The organism is Enterococcus sp. DIV1083b (assembly GCF_051713705.1).
GTDB classification, from domain to species: Bacteria; Bacillota; Bacilli; order Lactobacillales; family Enterococcaceae; genus Enterococcus_D; species Enterococcus_D casseliflavus.
In genome coordinates this window covers 2016755-2036093 of record NZ_JBIOQJ010000001.1, presented here as the reverse complement: position 1 = coordinate 2036093, position 19339 = coordinate 2016755, and the positions used below count along the sequence as shown (strand labels likewise).

Sequence of the window (19339 nt, the reverse complement as noted above, 5' to 3'; positions counted from 1 at the left end):
AGCTTCTCTTGATCTGTTTTTTGAGCAGATTTTTTTGTTTTCAGTTATGATGAAAGAAAACGACATCCTATGAAGGAGATGATGGGGATTTGAAGACGATTTTAGTTACCGGCGCCAATGCCGGTATGGGCTTTGCAACAGCCAAACAATTGGCAGAATTGGGGATGCATGTGATTTTGTATTGCCGTTCTGCCGAACGAGGGCAGGCAGCACAGCAACGTTTGAAGGAAGAGACAGGCAATCCAAGCATCGATCTAGTGATCGGTGATTTGGGGTCGTTGGCTAGCGTACGCAAGTCAGCCGCTGAAATCAACGCCCGCTTTGAGAAATTGGATGTACTGATCAATAATGCGGGCATCGTCAATTTAAAAAATGAGCGAACAGCCGATGGATTTGAACAAATGCTGGGCGTAAACTACGTGGGGCATTTTGAACTGACCCGTCAGTTATTGCCGCTAATAAAACGTGCCGATGCCGGCAGGATCGTCAATGTGTCATCCGGCGCCTACAAATTTGTAAAGAAAAAGGATCAGCGCTTTTTCGATGTACCGGATTTTTTCCCTTGGCGGGAATATGGCCGCTCAAAAAAAGCCCTGATTTTATTTACGGATGCGCTTGCGTTCCAGCTACGCAATACGACCGTTACTGCTAATTCCTTGCATCCGGGAGCTGTGGCGACCAGCTTAGGGGTCAGTCGACAAACAGGATTTGGTCAATCTATTTATAAAATGTTGACGCCTTTTTTTAAAACAGCCGAAGAAGGGGCCGATACAGCGATTTACTTAGCGCTAAGTCCAGACGTTGCGGGTATCAGTGGCCGCTACTTTGTTGATCGTCAAGCAGTCCTAACCGAGATCCCGAAGGAGCAGCAACAAGCACAGAAACTATGGCAAGAAACGCAACAAAGAATTGCGGAACACACAAAATGATTTGTTTTGCTTTTGCCAATCTGGATCACTTTGAATAAATGACTTGTTTTTTAGCAGCACGACCTTGTGCTGCTTTTTTGCGGTTTCTTTCAAGGGAAAAAGTGTGATACACTGTTAAGCGAGAAAGCGCATGCGGCGCTGGAATTCTTGGAGGAATAAAATGAGTTATATTGAAGTAGTGAAAGAAGTGAAGAAATACACAATGGGCGACACGGTCATTGCTGCTAATGATGGTGTTTCGTTTTCTGTAGAAAAAGGAGAGATCGCACTGATCCTTGGTCCTAGTGGCGCTGGTAAGTCCACCGTTTTGAACATACTTGGCGGAATGGATCAATGTGACAGTGGCAAAGTGATCGTTGATGGAACAGATATTGCTGGCTTTGATGCCAAACAATTGACGACCTATCGCCGCAAAGATGTCGGTTTTGTCTTTCAGTTTTATAATTTGGTCCCTAATTTGACAGCCAGAGAAAACGTTGAACTCTCAGCACAAATCGTGCCAGAGGCACTTGATGCTGCTGAGATCTTGACCCAAGTTGGGCTTGGTGATCGCTTGGATCACTTTCCAGCGCAATTGTCTGGTGGCGAGCAGCAGCGAGTCACGATCGCTCGTGCTATAGCGAAGAAGCCCAAATTGCTGCTTTGTGATGAACCAACTGGGGCACTTGACTATGAAACGGGGAAACAGATTCTAGCAATTCTAGAAAAAACGGCTCGTGAGACTGGGACGACCGTTTTGATCATTACACATAACAGCGCATTGGCTCCCATGGCTGATCGTGTGATCCATATCAATGATGCAAAGGTCCGCAAGATGGAAAAAAATACTCATCCGATTCCAATTGCCTCTATTTCTTGGTAAATGCCTATGAAAAAAACATTATTACGTTCCAGTTTACGTGAAATTAGGCAAGCACCCGGGCGGTTTTTGTCCATATTAGGCATTATCTTCTTAGGGGTCGCTTTTTTTGTGGGGATCAGTGCAACAGGTCCGAATATGGAACAAGCTGCTGAAGATTACTTTGCTCGCCAGAAATTAGCGGACTTTACGATTGCGTCAACTTTAGGGTTGTCGACTGCCGATCGGGAAATCATTGAAGAAATGCCTGGTGTCATGTCTGTTGAAGCAGAGCAGATCGCCGATATCAATGCCGAAAATCACCGTGCCGTGATCCGTGTCTTTTCCCTTTCGAAGGAGCGACAAGTCAATCAATATCAGGTGACTTCTGGTCGATTGCCGCAAAAGTCAGGGGAAATTGCTTTGGATCAAGCGGCACAAAGCAGCGGTGGGTTTGCACTAGATGAAACTTTTGAACTGCCAGAAAGCGGTGAAAACCAGCTAGCAACGCACACTTACACGATCGTTGGCTTTGTCAATAGTCCCGAATTTATTGAGAATTTTCATCGAGGCAATAGTACCGTTGGGAATGGGACAGTCGATTACTTTGCAGTAATTCCAGAAGAAGATTTTAAAGAAACTGCGTATGCTAGATTGTTAGTTCGTTTTGATGAGCTATCGCAAGTGACTAGCTATTCAGAAGCATATCAGACAAAAAGGGATCAAGTAAGTGATGAAGTAGAAGAACGGTTTGCTCCGCGGGCACAAGGACGTCGGCAAGAGTTGATCGATGAAGCGCAACCAGCGATTGATGAAGCCAAAGAACAGATCCGTGATGGCGAAGAGGCATTGCAGCAAGCGCAAGCGGAACTTGACGACGCAACAGAGAAATTGGCGCAGGCGCATCAGGAGTTGACGGAACAAGAAGTAGCTTTTCAGACAGAGATTCAAACTGCCCAAGAGCAATTGAATGTAGAAGCGCAAAAATTAGCTGAGGGGAAACAGGCATTGATCGAAAATCAACGCCTGCTAGATCAAAATGAACAAGCATTGATTCAGCAAGAAGCCCAAGTACAGTCAGCCCAAGCTCAGTTGGCACCCGTTTTGGCACAAAGACCTGAACTACAAAGGGGTATCCAGCAGGTAGAGGAGCAACTGGCGCTGGCATACCAAGGCATGGATCAAATCAGAAGTGTGAGTCAACTTTCTGCAGAGGAGCAAATGTCCCAGCTGCCTACCGTCTATGCACAAATAACAGCCGCTCTGGCACAGTTGAACCTGCCGACAGATGTCCTTGGTCCGGTTCCTGATCTGGAGGAAATCGATGAAACGATGATTGCTACTATGCTGACGGCAGCTGAAGATACATTGCGTCCACTTATTGCCGAAGGTGAGCAACAACGTGCTCAATTACTTGGGCAATTGTCTACGATCAATGACCAAGAAGCGCAACTTCAGCAGGCACAACAGCAAGTCAATGCTGGCTGGAGCCAAATCAGAGCTGGGCGCCAAGAATTGGCACAAGCGCAGACCCAGATCACCCAAGGAGAGACGCAGCTAAGCGACGCTCGTGAGACCTTAGCTTCTGAAAAAGCCAAGGGTCAGTCTTTATTAGCTGCTGGTTGGCAAGAATATCGAGAAAACGAAGCAACCCTTCAAGAAAAGGTTGACGAATTTAAAGAAAGAGCACCAAAAGAACGCGAAAAACTTGAAGATGCCAAAAAAGAAGTTGCTGAAAAAGAGCAGGAATTGTTGGATCTAAAACCGGCAGTTTATCGTGTCGCAAACCGCGATGCGAACCCTGGTTATTCAGAGTACCAAGACAATGCGGAACGGGTTTCTTCGTTAGCGACGATTTTCCCAGTTATCTTCTTTTTGATTGCAGCGTTAGTCAGTCTAACCACCATGACGCGGATGATCGATGAAAAACGCAGTGAGATCGGTACATTGAAAGCATTGGGCTATCGTAACTGGGAGATTGGACAGAAATTTTTGCTTTATTCCTCTGCAGCAGGAATCACAGGTGCTGTATTGGGTCTAGCAGTCGGCTTTTCCTTTTTTCCAGCAATCATCATTCAAGCTTATGGACCGCTTTACAATCTCACGGAGTATGACACCCCATGGTATTTGCGGCTTTCATTGATTGCTGTGGGAGTCAGCTTGCTTTGCACCATCGGTATCGCGTTGCTGGTTTTACGATTTGATTTAAGACAGTCATCCGCTTCATTGTTACGACCAAAGGCACCCAAAACAGGAAAACGAATTCTCTTAGAAAGAATCACCGTTATATGGCGGCACTTAAGTTTTATTCAAAAAGTTACAATGCGAAACCTGTTTCGCTACAAGTCAAGAATGCTCATGACCATCTTAGGGATCGCCGGATGTACGTCAATGATCTTGACTGGATTTGGCCTAAGAGATTCCATCAGTAATATCATTCCTTTACAGTTTGAGAAAATCTGGCAGTATCAGGCGGTGATCACCTTTGATGATGAGGATTCTGAAGCAATGAGTGAAACAAAAGCCGCCGCAGAAGATATTGAAGGCTTTGAAGCAGGGTTATTCTTGCATACGGAAAGTCTGACGTTGGCTCAATCGGGGGTCACGCAGCAAGAAGTAACCGTCACTGTGCCAGAAGATCCTGCGGCTTTATCGAGATTTGTCCACTTGAATGATCGGGTTTCAGGAGAAGCTTACGAGCTAGAAGGAGAGGGCGCCATCATCAATGAAAAGCTTGCTAAGTTGTTTGGATTATCCGTGGGTGATACGATAGCGTTGACGAATGAAAGCGGCGAATCATTTAAACTGAATGTGGCTGCCATCGCAGAAAACTACACAGGGCATTTTGCTTATTTGACCCCGGATGCTTATCAGAAGATCTTTCAAGCAGCTCCTTCTTACAACAGTGAGTTATTGAAATTCAGTCAGCGTTTGACGAAATCGGATGAAGAAGCGATCGCAGCTGATCTGATGGCACAAGACAATGTCATCAATGTTTCCTTCCTCTCAGCTTCAGCGGATGCCTTAGATGACACGACAGCAACCTTGAACATCGTCATCTGGATCTTGATCTCGTCTGCGGGGGCATTAGCCTTTATCGTGTTGTACAACTTGAACAACATCAATATAGCGGAACGCATTCGCGAGTTGTCGACCATCAAAGTATTGGGCTTTTATGATCGAGAAGTGACCATGTACGTCTTTCGTGAAAATATCTTTCTGACGATCTTCGGCATTGCATTGGGTTTATTATTAGGGGTGCTTCAGCATCAATTTGTCTTACAGACCATCGAAGTCGATATCGCCATGTTTTCACCGACAGTCGAACCAATGAGCTATGTGTATGCCGCTGGATTGACCTGTTTATTTTCAAGCGTGGTAGGGATCGCAATGTATTTCAAACTGAAACATGTCAATATGATCGATGCACTGAAAGCCAATGAGTAACAAAACAGCCTTTTCTCAGAATGATTCTGGAAAAAGGCTGTTTTTATTTTTCTTGTTTTTCTTGTTCGGAAATCTCGCCTTGGACTTCTTCTAGCATGGCTTTTAGTTCAAGCTCTTTTTGCCTCAGCACCACCAGATCTTCTTGGATCTCATCCTTTTTCTCTTCCTCAGGTGGTCGAATGACGAAATTGATCGATAGGGCAACTAACGTGCCGATAAAGGTGTCCAATACACGGTCTAAGGCGAAGATGATCGATTCCCCTTGAGGGACACTGGAAGTGATCAAAAGCATCGTCGCAATAGCAGAGATAATGCCAGAATTGTTATTGATGCCATCTGAAAAAACGATGACAAAAATGACTAGCGCTGGCAAGACAAACAATTCGATCAGAAAGTCATTTTGAAAATATTGCTTCGTCAAAAAGTAAAAAATGGCTGTACCGCCGCCGATCGTATTTCCTAATACCCGTGACTTACCAAAAGAGATCGTTGTGGTCAGGTCTTGTCGCAAAGAAAACACAGCCGACAAGGCAGCAATCAATGGTTGGCCACGATCAAGAAAATGAAAGAGCAGAATACAAAGCATGACAGCGATGGCTGTTTTTATCGTTCGCATACCTAAGCGAAAACGCCCCAGTTTCATGGTCAAATGCCCCCTTTACTTAATCATACCCAAAGCAGTTGAGAAATTCTAGTCTTATTCCTCACAATTTAGTATACTTTTCACAGGAGGTGACAAAAATGAAAATCGGAATGAGGACCGTGAAAACGGCGATTGCTGCTGGTTTATCAATGTTTCTGGCACAACAGATCGGTCTTTTGTATGCGCCAGCCGCAGGGATCATCGCCATTTTAAGCGTCGGTAATACAAAGAAAACGTCACTTTTTACGGGAATCGGGCGTTTGATCTCTTTGGCGATCGCAACGCTCTTAGCTTTTGTCAGCTTCCATTTATTAGGCTTTGGGCCGATAGGATTTGTTCTTTTTCTCTTTCTCTTTATCCCAACCGCTGTCTATTTCAATTTGACCGATGGGATCGTCGTCAATTCTGTCTTGGTGACCCATTATATGATGGAACGTTCGTTTGCTTGGCCACTGATTGGGAATGCTTTTTTATTGATGAGTATTGGCATTGGCTTTGCACTTTTGTTCAATTTATATATGCCAGATGGCGAACGAGCATTGAAAGAAAGACAGCAATTAGTGGAAGAATCGTTTAAAAGTCTTTTAAAAGACATGTCGATTGCCTTAACTGAAAAAGAAAAGGCGACGCTTCCCCAGGTCTGCCAAACGCTTTTGGGGGATATCAAGCAAGGCAAACAACAAGCAATGGTGCATAGTGAAAATCAATGGCGAGGAGAAGCCTCCTATTATGAAGAGTACTTTACCATGCGCCAAAGTCAGGCACGCTTACTCTTAGAAATGGTTGACTTATTGCAGTTGTTTTGGGTAGAAGAAGCCTATACAAATGCGTTTCAAGAGTTGCTATCCTTTACTGCCGAGTCCTTTCACGAAAATAACGATGGGAAAGAGATCTTGGCAAAAATTGCTGCGCTTTATGAAGACTATCGACAAAAGCCATTGCCCCAAACAAGAGCAGAGTTTGAAAATCGCGCTCAGCTGTTTCAGTTTCTGCAAACCTTTAAAAGTTTTATTGAAATCAAAGCCGACTTTTCTGATCAAATGCAAACAATGGCACGCTAAAAAAGACTCCCAAAAAGGCAGCCGTAATATACCAATATAGGAAGCAGAACTTGAGCGCTTCATTGGCGGTAATATCCCAACAAGAGCATAGCAATGTGAAGAATCTACCTGCTCTTTTCGGTGCTTCTACAACCATCTTGCTAACAACATGGTTGAGAAGAGCAGGCATCAATTCGACCCGTTCAGAAAACTGCTTATACTTAGAGATAAATTCCTTCACCTGTATAGTCTGTTATTCCTGTTGATCTATTTCTTTTTCCAGCCTTGTAATCAGTTTTAGACATTCTTTTTGTTGAGTATCATATCCATTCGATAGCTGTAGGAAAAGTTTCTCAGTCAGCGAGCCAGTCACATGGTTTTCATACACCCATTGGAAAAGTAGCTACAATTTTTCGTTCAGCTTTATCGTGTGGTCACCCCAAAAGTTTGACTTTTATGGATTGAAGAAATTTGGAGTTGTCAATAAAAACTGGACACTTAGTTAAGAGAGTAAGTGGAATTTTTTTCAAAGACATTAGGAAATTGATAGCTCGGAGCAGAGTGGTTGAATTTTGTGTTTAGTAAGTTTCAAACTATTTAGATATCTCCATTTGAGCCTGATCAAATCCTCTAAATTGAGCGTCATTGATCAGCTCTCTTTTTTCTTATAGACATCAATAAAAACAGATACATAAAGCGTTTCTTCCTTCAGAGGGATTTAGGTAATGTCCCCTAGCCAAATTTTATTTTTTACTGTTGACTTGATGCTGTTGGATAGCCACTTCCATTGCATGTTCTTCTTCCAATTCCATGAAATTAGATAGGATAACTCCCGAAGATCGGTTCCTCTTACAGATAAACATATTGATGGCGGGAGTTTCGTATGGTATAATTTTTTTAGTGACCACGTGGTCACTAAAATTTCGAAAACAAATGACCATGTGGTCACTGAACGGAGAACCTTATGCCTAAAAAGTTGTTTCATGAACTGCATGAAGATAAAAAGAAAAGAATCATTTCTGTTAGTATTTCAGAATTTGCAAAATACGGGTATGCAGATAGTTCCACCAACCGTATTGTAAAGGCCTCTGAAATTAGTAAAGGAAGTTTGTTTAAATACTTTGAAAACAAAGAAGATTTGTATTTTTATTTGCTTGATTTTGTCACAGGCGAGCTAAACGCAAACCTATATCAAAAATTAGGCACCCTTTCAACCAACTTGTTTGAGCGTATAATTCAATACTCGGAATTGGAATTTTTATGGCATATCCAAAACCCAGAAAAATATAAGCTTATTATCAAAGCATTTAGCAAAAATGATACAGAAATTTATCGAAAGGTTGAAGCAAGATTTAATTATGCTGGTCAGAATGTTTATTATAGCGTATTAGAAAACGTTGATACGAAATCGTTGAATTGGGATAAAAGAAAAGTTCTTGATGTGCTTAAATGGTTTTTACAAGGTTTTAATGCCGACTTTATCGAAAGAATAGAAGTGCAAAACGGAAATAAATCCGAAATTAACCAAATTAGGAATGAGTATGTAACCCACCTTACCGACTATATAGATATACTTAAAAAGGGGATTATAGACTAGAAGGAGTTGAAGATCTTGTTTTATGGTGCCAAAGGAAGTTCAGTAACTATCAATGGATCAAAAATGGATTATGTGGAATTTGGACTGGGGAAATCTCCATTGATAATTTTGCCTGGGTTATCAGATGGATTAAAAACTGTAGAGGGGCAAGCAATCAAATTGGCGTATTACTTTAGGGCTTTTTTGAACGATTTTAAGGTGTATGTGTTTAGTAGAAAAACAAATATTGAAAATGGGTACACCACCAGGGAGATGGCAAAAGACCTTAAAGCAGCACTTGACCAACTTGGAATAAAAAGTGCTTGCCTAATGGGTATATCACAGGGTGGTATGATAGCCCAGCACTTTGCTATCGACTATCCTATGATGGTAAAAAAGCTTATTCTTGCTGTTACCACTTCCCGTGCAAACGAAACTCTTCATCGAGCTATCAACGGATGGGTGAATTACGCGGAAAATAATGATTATAAATCACTGATGATTGATACAATGGAGAAAACATACTCATCCCAAAAACTGAAAACATATCGGCTGATGTATCCACTTCTATGTAGAGTTGGAAAGCCGAAAAGCTTTGAGAGGTTCATACTTCAGGCAAAAGCTGTATTGGCACACGATACTTTCAGTAAACTTGAAAACATAATTTGTCCTACCTTCATAATTGGCGGTGATAGCGATAAAATAGTTGGATCAAATTCTTCAGCGGAGATGGCTGATAAAATCCCAAACGGTCGTTTGCTTCTCTATAAAGGGCTGGGACACGCGAGCTATGAAGAAGGCAAAGATTTCAATAAACATGTTAAAGATTTTCTTTTAAGTTAGTTCGAAGCCTCACATATGCAGATTAGTAAAAGCAGGAATTGTCTTTATGCTAAATTCAAACAATAGCCGCGAACGCACTGTAAAATAGCTATATATATGCAATTCGAACGCTACATTTTACCGCGTTAGCTGCCTACAGTGAACGGCTCCGACTTTGGAAAAGAAATACCTTTTTCCCAACTGCCTAGATCAGATGACGTAGGCACAAAGGTCCACATCAGCATACACCTGCTAAAAATCTTTACTGTCTTTGATTTCAAAATTGGCGTGCAAAATAAAGAACTAGCTGACACGCAAAGCCAGCTAACTGAACACCATCGGAATAGTTAACCTTCTCAAATCTTACTTAAAATGGACAGGAAAATTGCCGAAGTCACTTTAAGATCGTACACACGGTAATCTTCCACAGTTACGGTGTAAAGTAATGGGCAGTTACGATTTAAAGAATTGGTGCTATTATCAGCTTTTTTACAGCCTATAGGTAGTGTTAAATCTTCTTCTGACCGTATTTTCTTCTGCGTGTATTTTCGCCAAAACTGTGGTGGTTTGGAACAGAAAAAAGGTAGCAACGGAATTTCGCTTCCGTTGCTACCTTTTCTTTTGACAATCCTATTGGTGAATGATTAGGTATTATGTGTTTTGATTCCTGTTATATCTGGCATCAGTGTAAAGGAGTCTTTTTCATTTTACTGCTGTTCCCAAAAAGCTTGCATTTGATCAAGAACGTCAATGACATCGGTGGTCAAATGGATCGATCCTTCGATCTCGCCATCGATGGCTTTGATCATATTGGCAATTTCATAATTAAGGGCTTGACTGCTGTCGCCAGCTTCAATCACTTCATTTGTTCCATCTCGGAAATGGATCACGGCTTTGTCCGCACGAGGGTATTCATCTACGGTAATGTATCCTTCTTCGAAAGCGACGATACCGGTTTTAGGCATTTTCGCTTGGAAAGTCAGCGTGACACTAGCCATTTCATCGGCTGGATTTTGTAAGATCGTGACTGATTGTTCATCCACACCTGTAGAGAAGGGCTTCATGCTGCTAAACGTCACTTCTGGTGTATCCGTCATGAAAAAGCGGGCAAATGAAACAGCATACGTACCGATATCCAATAAAGCACCGCCACCTAAATCTGGATTGAAGAAACGATTGCTTGGGTCTGGATCTTTGTAGCTGCCAAATGGTGCTTGGATCATTTTTAATTTTCCTAAGCGTCCGGCATCAATCTCTTCTTTCAACCGAGCATAAACCGGCATATTGAAAATCGTCATTGCTTCTTCTAAGATTAGGTTTTTTTCTTTGGCTAAGGCTAGTTCTTCCGCTAGCTCATCGGCACTGGTGGTGATGGCTTTTTCGCAGAGGACATGTTTTCCTGCCATCAGAGCTTTCATAATAAATTCATGATGAAGATCATTAGGTACTGCAATATAAACAATATCGATTTGCGGATCTTCTAACATGGCATCTGTGCTTTCATAGGCATGGGGAATAGAGTGTTTCTCAGCAAATGCTTGGACTTTAGGGAAACTCCGGGCACTGACCCCATATAGTTCACTTGCTTCATTAGAAAAGCCAGCAGCAAATTGCGTTGCGATATCTCCGAGGCCAATCATTCCCCAACGGTATTTTTTCATCATTGATCATCTCCTTCGTATTTAGTATAACAAAAGAAATCAATTCTTTAAAATAATCAAAAACAATCGCAAAAAGTTTCCATTACGGCTGACTTTCAGTAAAATATAGAAGAGGAGGGATAACATATGCATAATGTATCAATTGCAATTATTTTAAATACCATCATCGAGCAATACGCATCAGAAAAACAGTTTTATGAAACACAATTAGGCATCACCGAGGAGCAATGGGAGGCATGGAAAAATGGCACAATGAGTCTGTCACCTGCTGAAAATCAGAAAGTGAAGCTGCTGTTTTCAGATTATGAATGGATGTTGATCCAAAAAATCATTCGGCAAACCGTCATTTATCCAGAAAAACGCAATCAAGCGGTCGTCGAGTTCAAAAAAATGAAGACTCAAATCGCCAGAACGTGGTTAGCAAGCGATTTAGCGAAAGTCGAATTGTTAACAGAATCTGAAGAAACAGCCCAATACCTTGATTTGAGAGTCAGTATTACGTATGATGAGTGGGGTTATGATGATATACTAAACTTCCGATTGCCCGCTTTTGTTCAGCAGCAAATTCGCAATGAAAAAATCGAACTGTTGGAGTGGGTCAAAGAAAATCTGGAAGAAACTTACAACTAAAGGTAGGATATTTTTTGAAAAAGTATTATGGAATGGCTGCGGCGGCGGGCTTCTTGTTTCTGGTTCTTTTAACCATTCAAGTGAACCGAGTGACCGCAGTCACCCCAACAAAGAGTGCAAGTATCGCTCGTTCAACAGATCAAGCAACAACGAGTGAAACAACAGAAACAAATGAAAAAGAGCCAAATGGGAACACGCAAGAGTCACAAGAACAAGCAAGTGCTAGTGATGAAGTGAACGAAGAGGATTTACCAACTGTCTCATTGGATGATTGGTCATTAGTTTTGGTAGGCCCAAACAATAAAATCAAAAGCGAAATTGCCCAAAAAGATTTAGGGAAATTGTCGAATGGCTATCTCGTCGATCAACGCATCGTTTCAGCTTATGAAAAGCTGGCAGATGCCGCAAAAGCTGCAGGACATCCTTTGGTGATGGTCTCTGCCTACCGTTCAGTCGCGTATCAAGAGGAGATATTCAATGCCAATGTCAACACCCTGATGAGTCAAGGTCATACAAAAGAAGAAGCAATTCGGATCACGAAACTGACCTTTACTGAGCCTGGCTATAGCGAACACCATACTGGGCTTGCTGTTGATGTTGTGGATCAGGATTGGTATCAAAATCATACAGGAGAACTGCTCAATGAGGGGTTCGGTGATACTGAGGGTGGAAAATGGCTACAAGCTCATGCAAGGGAGTATGGGTTTATCATCCGTTACCCGAAAGGAAAACATGCTATTACGCAAATCGATTATGAGCCTTGGCATCTACGATATGTAGGGGTCGAAGTGGCAACCTACATTGAGGAGCAGGAGTTGACCTTTGAAGAGTTTCTGGAAGAAGCAAAAGAACACATAGCTCGAAAAGAAGCAGAACTGTCCTCTCACGAATGGGAAGATCCTCTGGCAGAGGACTGGATCTATGAGGGTTCTCTTGCTAAAAGTCAAGAAAGCAGTGAGCTTACACAAGATGAGTTGTTGCTGAATGGAGGCAATTTGTTTTCTGAAAATGTGTTTAGTCAGACAAAGGAAGTGAAAAAATGAGCGCAAGACGAAAAAAACAGAAGACTCGTTTCCCATTAGTCTTTCTAGGGTTATTCTTGATTGGGATTGCCTTTATTTTTTCCTTGAATAGTTTGGCAGACCCCCTTCCAAAAGAGGAAGAAACAAACACGGAAGCCATCTCTCATGAAGAATTTATTGATCGCATCGCTCCTTACGCACAAGAACTGCAAAAGGGCTACGGGATTTTACCTAGTATCATTATTGGACAGGCGATTCTTGAATCAGATTGGGGTCAAAGTTCTCTAGCCAGTGAATACAATAATTTATTTGGGATTAAGTCGTTTGGCCATTCAAAAAAGGTGACATTAGATACCCAAGAGTTTTATAATGGAGAATGGGTCACGATTCAAGGAGATTTTCGTGTCTATGATACTTGGGAAGAATCAATGGATGATCATACGATGTTGTTTGTAAATGGTGTGGATTGGAATCCTGCGCTTTATGTAAATGTCTTGACAGCAAACGACTACCGCAGTGCCGCACAAGCATTACAAGATGCAGGGTATGCAACGGATCCAGATTATGCCAGCAAAATCATTCAAGTAATTGAAACCTACCAATTGAATCGATTTGATCAATAAGAAAAGAGAGTTGGCTGCTTATGGAAGAAAAATATATGCCAAAAATCACCACCGATTTGCGTAAAGATATCGTGAAAGTGCCTAAAGTTATTCGAGAGGCTAGCGGTATTCAAATATTTGGAAAACAAATCCGCTCCATTATTTTCACAACGGATATTGCGATCATCCGTAATACAAATGCGGATGCTGTGATTGCGGTCTATCCTTTTACACCGCACCCAGCAATTACGAAAGCAATCATCGAAGCAGCAGATATTCCAGTGTTTTCTGGTGTCGGCGGTGGCTTGACCCAAGGATTTCGCTCGTCTTATATGAGCATGTTTGCTGAAGCCCAAGGATCGATCGGGGTCGTCTTAAACGGACCAACGCCACTGAAAACTGTGGAGCAAGTCTGTAAAGTTGTAGATATTCCCGTTATCAGTACCGTAACGAGTAAGTATACTGAAATTGATGCCAAACTTGAAGCTGGTGTGAAAGTCATCAATATCAGTGCTGGCAAGGACACAGCAGATACCGTGGCTTTCTTCCGTAAAAAATATCCGAAGCTGCCGATCATCGCAACCGGTGGACCAACCGATGAAAGCATCTTAGAAACGATTGAAGCAGGCGCGAATGCCATCACCTACACACCGCCGTCCAATGGGGAGCTTTTCAGTAAAAAGATGGAACACTATCGCGATATGGAGAAGCCAGAGTAGGAAATGATCCGCAAATGAGAATATTTTTATTTATAAAGTGCATTCCATGCTTGTGTTTTTAATCAAAGACAGGCATAATCGAATCTATCATTTAAAAATTACTTGTATATCGTCGAAATATGGTCGACAGTCTCTACCCGATACCGTAAATATCGGACTATAAGTAAAAATCGTGCCTGTTAGACACTTTTTTTGCTTTGGCAAAAAGAGTGTCTTTTTTTTTCAGGATGGAATAGAAAGGAACGAGGAGAGCTAGGATGGAAAAATTAGTTGAGCGTATCAAAACACATGGAAATGTGCTGGGCGAAGGGGTTCTTAAAGTGGACCAATTTTTGACCCACCAAGTGGATTATGAGTTGATGAAAGAAATCGGTACAGTCTTCGCGGAACGGTTTCAAGGAAGCGGCATCACAAAAGTAGTGACCATCGAAGCTTCAGGGATCGCACCAGCGCTTTATACTGCAGAACAGTTACAAGTACCAATGATCTTTGCCCGTAAAGCAAAGAGTTTGACGATGGATGAAGAGCTTCTGACTGCATCTGTCTATTCCTTTACTAAGCAAGTGACCAGCCAAGTATCGATTTCCAAGAAATTTTTGTCTTCAGATGATACGGTCTTGATTATTGATGATTTTTTAGCAAACGGACAAGCAGCAAAAGGCTTGATCGAACTGTGCCAACAAGCAGGAGCCAACGTCGTCGGTATCGGTATCGTGATTGAAAAATCATTCCAAAGTGGTCGACAATTACTTGAAGAAATGGGGATACCTGTTGTTTCACTAGCACGGATCGCCTCATTGTCTGAGGGACAAGTCAGCTTTTTAGAAGGAGATGCCTAATGAAAGAAACGAATAGCCGTTCAGCAGTTTTAGGCTTGCAGCATTTGCTAGCGATGTATGCAGGAGCTGTTGCCGTCCCTTTGTTGATTGGAACAGGCCTGGGCTTTAATGAAGCGCAGATGACGTATTTGATCTCGATCGATATTTTCATGTGCGGAATCGCTACGCTTTTGCAATTAGTCGTCACCCGCTTTTTTGGGATCGGCCTACCAGTCGTTTTAGGTTGTGCCATCCAAGCTGTCTCCCCATTGATTTTGATTGGCACCAAATCAGGGATCAGTGCGATTTACGGAGCGATCATTGCCGCTGGGATTTTCATTGTTCTGATCGCTGGCATTTTTTCGAAAATCAAAGTCTTGTTTCCCCCATTGGTGACGGGAACCGTGATTACCGTCATCGGCTTGACCTTGATTCCAGTCGCCATCACTAAAATCGGTGGGGGCGATGCTGCAGCTGCTAACTTTGGTGATCCAACGAATTTATTGTTAGGCTTTGTAACGATTGCCTTGATCATTGGGGTGCAGGTCTTTGGCAAAGGCTTTATTCGCTCGATTGCCGTTTTGATCGGTTTGATCGGTGGGACCATTTTAGCAGCACTCTTAGGATTGGTGGATCTTTCTGCCATCGCTCATGCGCCTGTGTTTCATTTGCCTCAGCCTTTTTATTTTGGCTTACCAACCTTTGATCTGTGGTCGATCGTTTTGATGATCATTATTTCCATCGTGAGTCTGGTAGAGTCCACTGGCGTTTATTTTGCGCTGGGAGATATTACTGAAAAACCGATTACAGGCAATGACTTAAAGCGCGGCTATCGTGCGGAAGGCTTGGCGGTGATCCTTGGGGGGATCTTCAATACATTCCCTTATACTGGATTTTCACAAAATGTAGGTTTGGTTCAACTTTCAGGTATTAAGACGCGACGCCCGATTTTCTTTTCAGCTATCTTTTTGATCGTATTAGGGCTGTTTCCAAAAGTTGGTGCCATTGCGCAGATCATTCCAGAAGCAGTACTGGGAGGCGGCATGTTAGTGATGTTTGGCATGGTCGCTGTTCAAGGGATGCGAATGCTGAGCAAAGTTGATTTTATGAATGACAAGAACTTGTTAGTGATTGCGGTCTCGATCGGTTTTGGTTTAGGGTTCAATATGATGCCAACCTTATTCAGTCAGATGCCTGAAACCGTCCAAATGTTTACAGGCAATGGGATCGTCATGAGTAGTTTGACAGCCATTGTTTTGAACCTGTTCTTCAATGGATTGCCGAAAGAAACAGACGAAGTGACGGAATTGAGCTTGCAACAGTAAGTCGATTTGATCCAGACGAGGATTCGTCTGGATTTTTTGTATTGTTCTTTTATTTGTCTTTTTATCGGCTATCTCACGTGTTGAATACATAACTTTGAGAGAAAAACGAACAATGGTAAGTAAATTTTGTTAATAGTTCGAAAATATTTTGACATTGCTCGGGCAACTCGTTACTATTTAGAGGTGAAAGTGAATGTTAGCAGAGCCGTGTGACTTCGGGATATCTCAGACGCCGCAACGAACTGCTGCTAACAAACTAATTTCGTGAAAAATACTTCTGATCTTGTTTCAGAAGAAACTAGTAAAAAATCGTTGGAGGGAAAATCAAATGAAACCAGCAGTTGCAGTGATTATGGGGAGCAAGTCAGATTGGGAAACAATGAAGGAGTGCTGCTTGATTTTAGATGAGTTAGCGATACCTTATCAGAAAAAAGTCGTTTCGGCACATCGTACACCAGATTTGATGTTCGAATTTGCCGAAACTGCTCGTGCAGAAGGAATCAAAGTCATTGTCGCAGGAGCAGGAGGAGCAGCTCATTTGCCAGGAATGGTCGCAGCGAAAACAACGTTGCCCGTCATTGGTGTACCTGTACAATCTCGCGCATTAAACGGGTTGGATTCCCTTTTATCGATCGTGCAAATGCCGGGTGGTGTACCAGTAGCAACAACGGCGATCGGAAAAGCTGGCGCAACTAACGCAGGACTACTTGCAGCGCAGATGCTTTCCATGTATGATTTAGAGATAGCGGAGAAATTAAACGCGCGAAGAAATACATTAAAAGAAATTGTATTGGAAAGTAGTGATCAACTTGATTAAACCTTTAATGCCCAACGCAACGATCGGAATCGTTGGCGGAGGACAGCTAGGTCGTATGATGGCAATGAGTGCCAAAGAAATGGGCTTTCGGGTTGGCGTCTTAGACCCTACTGCCAATTGTCCAACAGCCCAAGTCGCTGATTGGCATATTGTTGCTGCCTATGATGATGTGTTTGCTTTAGAAGAAATGGCTCGACGTGCCGATGTAATCACCTATGAATTCGAAAATGTCAGTGTTGAAGCATTGAACTCTATTTTGCCTTACTCCCATATCCCTCAAGGCACCGATTTGTTAGCAATCACTCAAGATCGTTTATTAGAGAAGTCATTTTTAGAGGCAAACAATATCGTGATTGCACCTTATGCCACGATCATCAGCCCGACAGACATCCAAGATGCCATCGACAGTATCGGTTATCCCTGTGTGTTAAAAACGACTAGAGGCGGTTATGACGGAAAAGGGCAGCACGTCTTATACAGTACCGCAGATTTAGCGCCTTCGATGAACTTGCTGCGTGAAGGGACGTGCGAATTAGAAGCGTGGATTCCTTTTGAGAAAGAATTGTCGATTTTAGTTGCTGGTAATGGAGAAACCTTTACCACTTTCCCAGTGGTAGAAAACATCCACCGCAACAATATTTTGCATCAAACGATCGCTCCTGCGCGCATTGATCCAGAAGTTGCCGAAGAAGCCAAACGGATCGCTCATATTATTGCGAAGGCCTTGGATCTGCAAGGCGTTTTAGCCATCGAAATGTTCTTGACTAAAAGCGGCGGCTTGTATGTCAATGAGTTGGCACCGCGACCGCATAATTCTGGTCACTATTCGATCGAAGCTTGTTCCATGAGTCAGTTTGATGCCCATATCCGGGGGATCTGTGGCTGGCCATTACCAGAAGTGTCATTGCTTTCACCAGCAGTCATGGTCAATGTCTTAGGCGATGAATTGACAGAAACCTATGAGTTGATTGCCACAAAACCTGCTTGGCAATTTCATTACTATGGCAAAGAAGAAGCAAAAACCGGTCGCAAAATGGGGCATATCACTGTTTTGACGGAAGATATTGCAGAAACCACTGAAGAAATCTATCAAACCAATATTTGGGATTAAAGGAGATAAAAACATGTTAGAGCGTTATACAAGACCAGAAATGGGTGCTATTTGGACCGATCAAAATCGCTACCAAGCGTGGCTAGAAGTAGAGATTTTAGCTGATGAAGCTTGGGCGGAATTAGGTGAGATACCAAAAGAGGATGTTGCTTTGATTCGTGAAAAAGCAACCTTCGATATCGACCGTATCTTAGAGATCGAAGCGCAAACGCGACATGATGTGGTTGCTTTTACCCGAGCAGTCTCTGAATCTTTGGGTGATGAAAGTAAATGGATCCACTACGGCTTGACGTCGACGGATGTTGTTGATACGGCGTATGGCTACTTGATGAAGCAAGCCAACGATTTGATTCGGGAAGATTTGAATCGTTTTGTGACGATCATTGGTGAAAAAGCCAAAGAATACAAACATACTGTGATGATGGGACGTACCCATGGTGTTCATGCGGAACCAACGACCTTTGGCTTGAAATTAGCCTTGTGGTATGCGGAAATGAAACGCAATGTTGAACGTTTTGAGCGGGCAGCAAAAGGGGTTGAAGCGGGCAAGATCAGCGGAGCAGTTGGAACCTTTGCAAATATTCCACCGTTTGTCGAAGAGTATGTCTGTGAAAAATTAGGGATTCGTGCGCAAGATATTTCCACGCAAGTATTGCCTCGTGACTTGCATGCAGAGTATTTCTCAGCAATGGCGTTGATCGCAACGAGCATTGAAAAATTTGCCACCGAGATCCGTGGACTACAAAAATCAGAAACGCGGGAAGTCGAAGAATTCTTCGCCAAAGGACAAAAAGGTTCTTCTGCCATGCCCCATAAGCGTAACCCAATCGGTTCTGAAAATATGGCGGGACTTGCACGAGTCGTTCGCGGTCATATGGTGACGGCTTATGAAAATGTCTCTCTTTGGCATGAACGGGATATCTCACATTCATCGGCAGAACGGATCATTATTCCGGATACGACGATTTTGATCGATTACATGCTGAATCGCTTTGGCAATATCGTCAAAAATCTGACCGTTTTCCCAGAGAATATGAAGCGCAATATGAATGCGACCTTTGGATTGATCTACAGCCAACGAGTGATGTTGAAATTGATCGATCACGGTATGACAAGAGAGCAAGCCTATGACTTGGTTCAGCCAAAAACAGCGCAAGCTTGGGATGAACAAACGGATTTCCGTCCACTATTAGAAGCTGATCCAGCCATTACGGATGTGTTGTCCAAAGCAGACTTAGACGATGCGTTTGATTACAACCATCATTTAAAACAAGTCGACACGATCTTTGAACGTGTCGGTTTAGCCGAATAAGAAAAAAGCTGCAACCTTCAGATCCTT

General features: G+C 42.6%; 17 protein-coding genes and 1 riboswitch. Of the genes, 15 read left to right on the top strand and 2 right to left on the bottom strand.

Going from position 1 to position 19339, the window contains the following annotated elements:
• Positions 1–89 precede the first annotated feature (89 nt).
• From IGI69_RS09405 to IGI69_RS09395, 3 genes are all read left to right on the top strand, one after another.
• Entirely contained in the window at positions 90–929 is an 840-nt protein-coding gene (locus IGI69_RS09405; RefSeq protein ID WP_438740606.1) for an SDR family oxidoreductase, read from the top strand.
• A 160-nt stretch (positions 930–1089) separates the two neighbouring features.
• Complete coding sequence (locus IGI69_RS09400) at positions 1090–1791, top strand: ABC transporter ATP-binding protein (RefSeq protein WP_015509898.1); 702 nt, start codon at positions 1090–1092, stop codon at positions 1789–1791.
• A complete protein-coding gene (locus tag IGI69_RS09395) occupies positions 1792–5214 on the top strand; it encodes an FtsX-like permease family protein (protein ID WP_438740603.1) in 3423 nt (1140 codons plus the stop codon).
• A gap of 43 nt (positions 5215–5257) precedes the next feature.
• On the opposite strand, the gene IGI69_RS09390 is transcribed toward IGI69_RS09395, so the two are convergent.
• Positions 5258–5857 carry an FUSC family protein gene (locus tag IGI69_RS09390; RefSeq protein WP_005231932.1) on the bottom strand — a complete coding sequence of 200 codons (600 nt, stop codon included), beginning with the start codon at positions 5855–5857 and terminating at the stop codon, positions 5258–5260.
• 98 nt (positions 5858–5955) lie between these two features.
• On the opposite strand from IGI69_RS09390, the gene IGI69_RS09385 reads away from it, so the two are divergent.
• The 3 genes from IGI69_RS09385 to IGI69_RS09375 all read left to right on the top strand — a co-directional run bounded on the left by IGI69_RS09385 (position 5956) and on the right by IGI69_RS09375 (position 9316).
• Positions 5956–6918 carry an aromatic acid exporter family protein gene (locus tag IGI69_RS09385; protein ID WP_118215146.1) on the top strand — a complete coding sequence of 321 codons (963 nt, stop codon included), beginning with the start codon at positions 5956–5958 and terminating at the stop codon, positions 6916–6918.
• 943 nt (positions 6919–7861) lie between these two features.
• Positions 7862–8494 (top strand): TetR/AcrR family transcriptional regulator, encoded by a 633-nt coding sequence (locus IGI69_RS09380; protein ID WP_128488414.1) that lies wholly within the window; start codon positions 7862–7864, stop codon positions 8492–8494.
• A 15-nt stretch (positions 8495–8509) separates the two neighbouring features.
• Positions 8510–9316 (top strand): alpha/beta fold hydrolase, encoded by an 807-nt coding sequence (locus IGI69_RS09375; protein WP_241655668.1) that lies wholly within the window; start codon positions 8510–8512, stop codon positions 9314–9316.
• Between the two features lie 686 nt (positions 9317–10002).
• Here IGI69_RS09375 and IGI69_RS09370 read toward each other — a convergent pair.
• Entirely contained in the window at positions 10003–10959 is a 957-nt protein-coding gene (locus tag IGI69_RS09370) for a Gfo/Idh/MocA family protein (protein WP_005229991.1), read from the bottom strand.
• Positions 10960–11082: 123 nt separating this feature from the next.
• Here IGI69_RS09370 and IGI69_RS09365 point away from each other — a divergent pair, with 123 nt between their 5' ends.
• The 9 genes from IGI69_RS09365 to purB all read left to right on the top strand — a co-directional run bounded on the left by IGI69_RS09365 (position 11083) and on the right by purB (position 19312).
• A complete protein-coding gene (locus IGI69_RS09365; RefSeq protein ID WP_005229993.1) occupies positions 11083–11586 on the top strand; it encodes a hypothetical protein in 504 nt (167 codons plus the stop codon).
• A gap of 32 nt (positions 11587–11618) precedes the next feature.
• Positions 11619–12629 (top strand): M15 family metallopeptidase, encoded by a 1011-nt coding sequence (locus IGI69_RS09360; RefSeq protein ID WP_115233077.1) that lies wholly within the window; start codon positions 11619–11621, stop codon positions 12627–12629.
• Positions 12626–13231: a glycoside hydrolase family 73 protein gene (locus IGI69_RS09355; RefSeq protein ID WP_005229997.1), complete on the top strand. Its 606-nt coding sequence runs from the start codon at positions 12626–12628 to the stop codon at positions 13229–13231. The genes IGI69_RS09360 and IGI69_RS09355 overlap by 4 nt, the downstream gene beginning before the upstream one ends.
• Positions 13232–13251: 20 nt before the next feature.
• Positions 13252–13929 carry a hypothetical protein gene (locus IGI69_RS09350; RefSeq protein ID WP_010749577.1) on the top strand — a complete coding sequence of 226 codons (678 nt, stop codon included), beginning with the start codon at positions 13252–13254 and terminating at the stop codon, positions 13927–13929.
• A gap of 82 nt (positions 13930–14011) precedes the next feature.
• A riboswitch (purine riboswitch) is annotated at positions 14012–14109 on the top strand.
• A 77-nt stretch (positions 14110–14186) separates the two neighbouring features.
• Complete coding sequence (locus tag IGI69_RS09345; RefSeq protein WP_142974106.1) at positions 14187–14768, top strand: xanthine phosphoribosyltransferase; 582 nt, start codon at positions 14187–14189, stop codon at positions 14766–14768.
• Positions 14768–16072: a nucleobase:cation symporter-2 family protein gene (locus IGI69_RS09340; protein ID WP_010749579.1), complete on the top strand. Its 1305-nt coding sequence runs from the start codon at positions 14768–14770 to the stop codon at positions 16070–16072. Before IGI69_RS09345 ends, IGI69_RS09340 begins: the two co-directional genes overlap by 1 nt.
• A 328-nt stretch (positions 16073–16400) precedes the next feature.
• A complete protein-coding gene (gene purE / locus IGI69_RS09335; protein ID WP_151195063.1) occupies positions 16401–16889 on the top strand; it encodes a 5-(carboxyamino)imidazole ribonucleotide mutase in 489 nt (162 codons plus the stop codon).
• Positions 16873–18000, top strand: coding sequence for a 5-(carboxyamino)imidazole ribonucleotide synthase (purK, locus tag IGI69_RS09330; RefSeq protein ID WP_015509893.1), 1128 nt, complete (start codon positions 16873–16875; stop codon positions 17998–18000). The genes purE and purK overlap by 17 nt, the downstream gene beginning before the upstream one ends.
• Before the next feature lie 13 nt (positions 18001–18013).
• A complete protein-coding gene (gene purB / locus IGI69_RS09325) occupies positions 18014–19312 on the top strand; it encodes an adenylosuccinate lyase (protein WP_438740599.1) in 1299 nt (432 codons plus the stop codon).
• Positions 19313–19339: the final 27 nt, after the last annotated feature.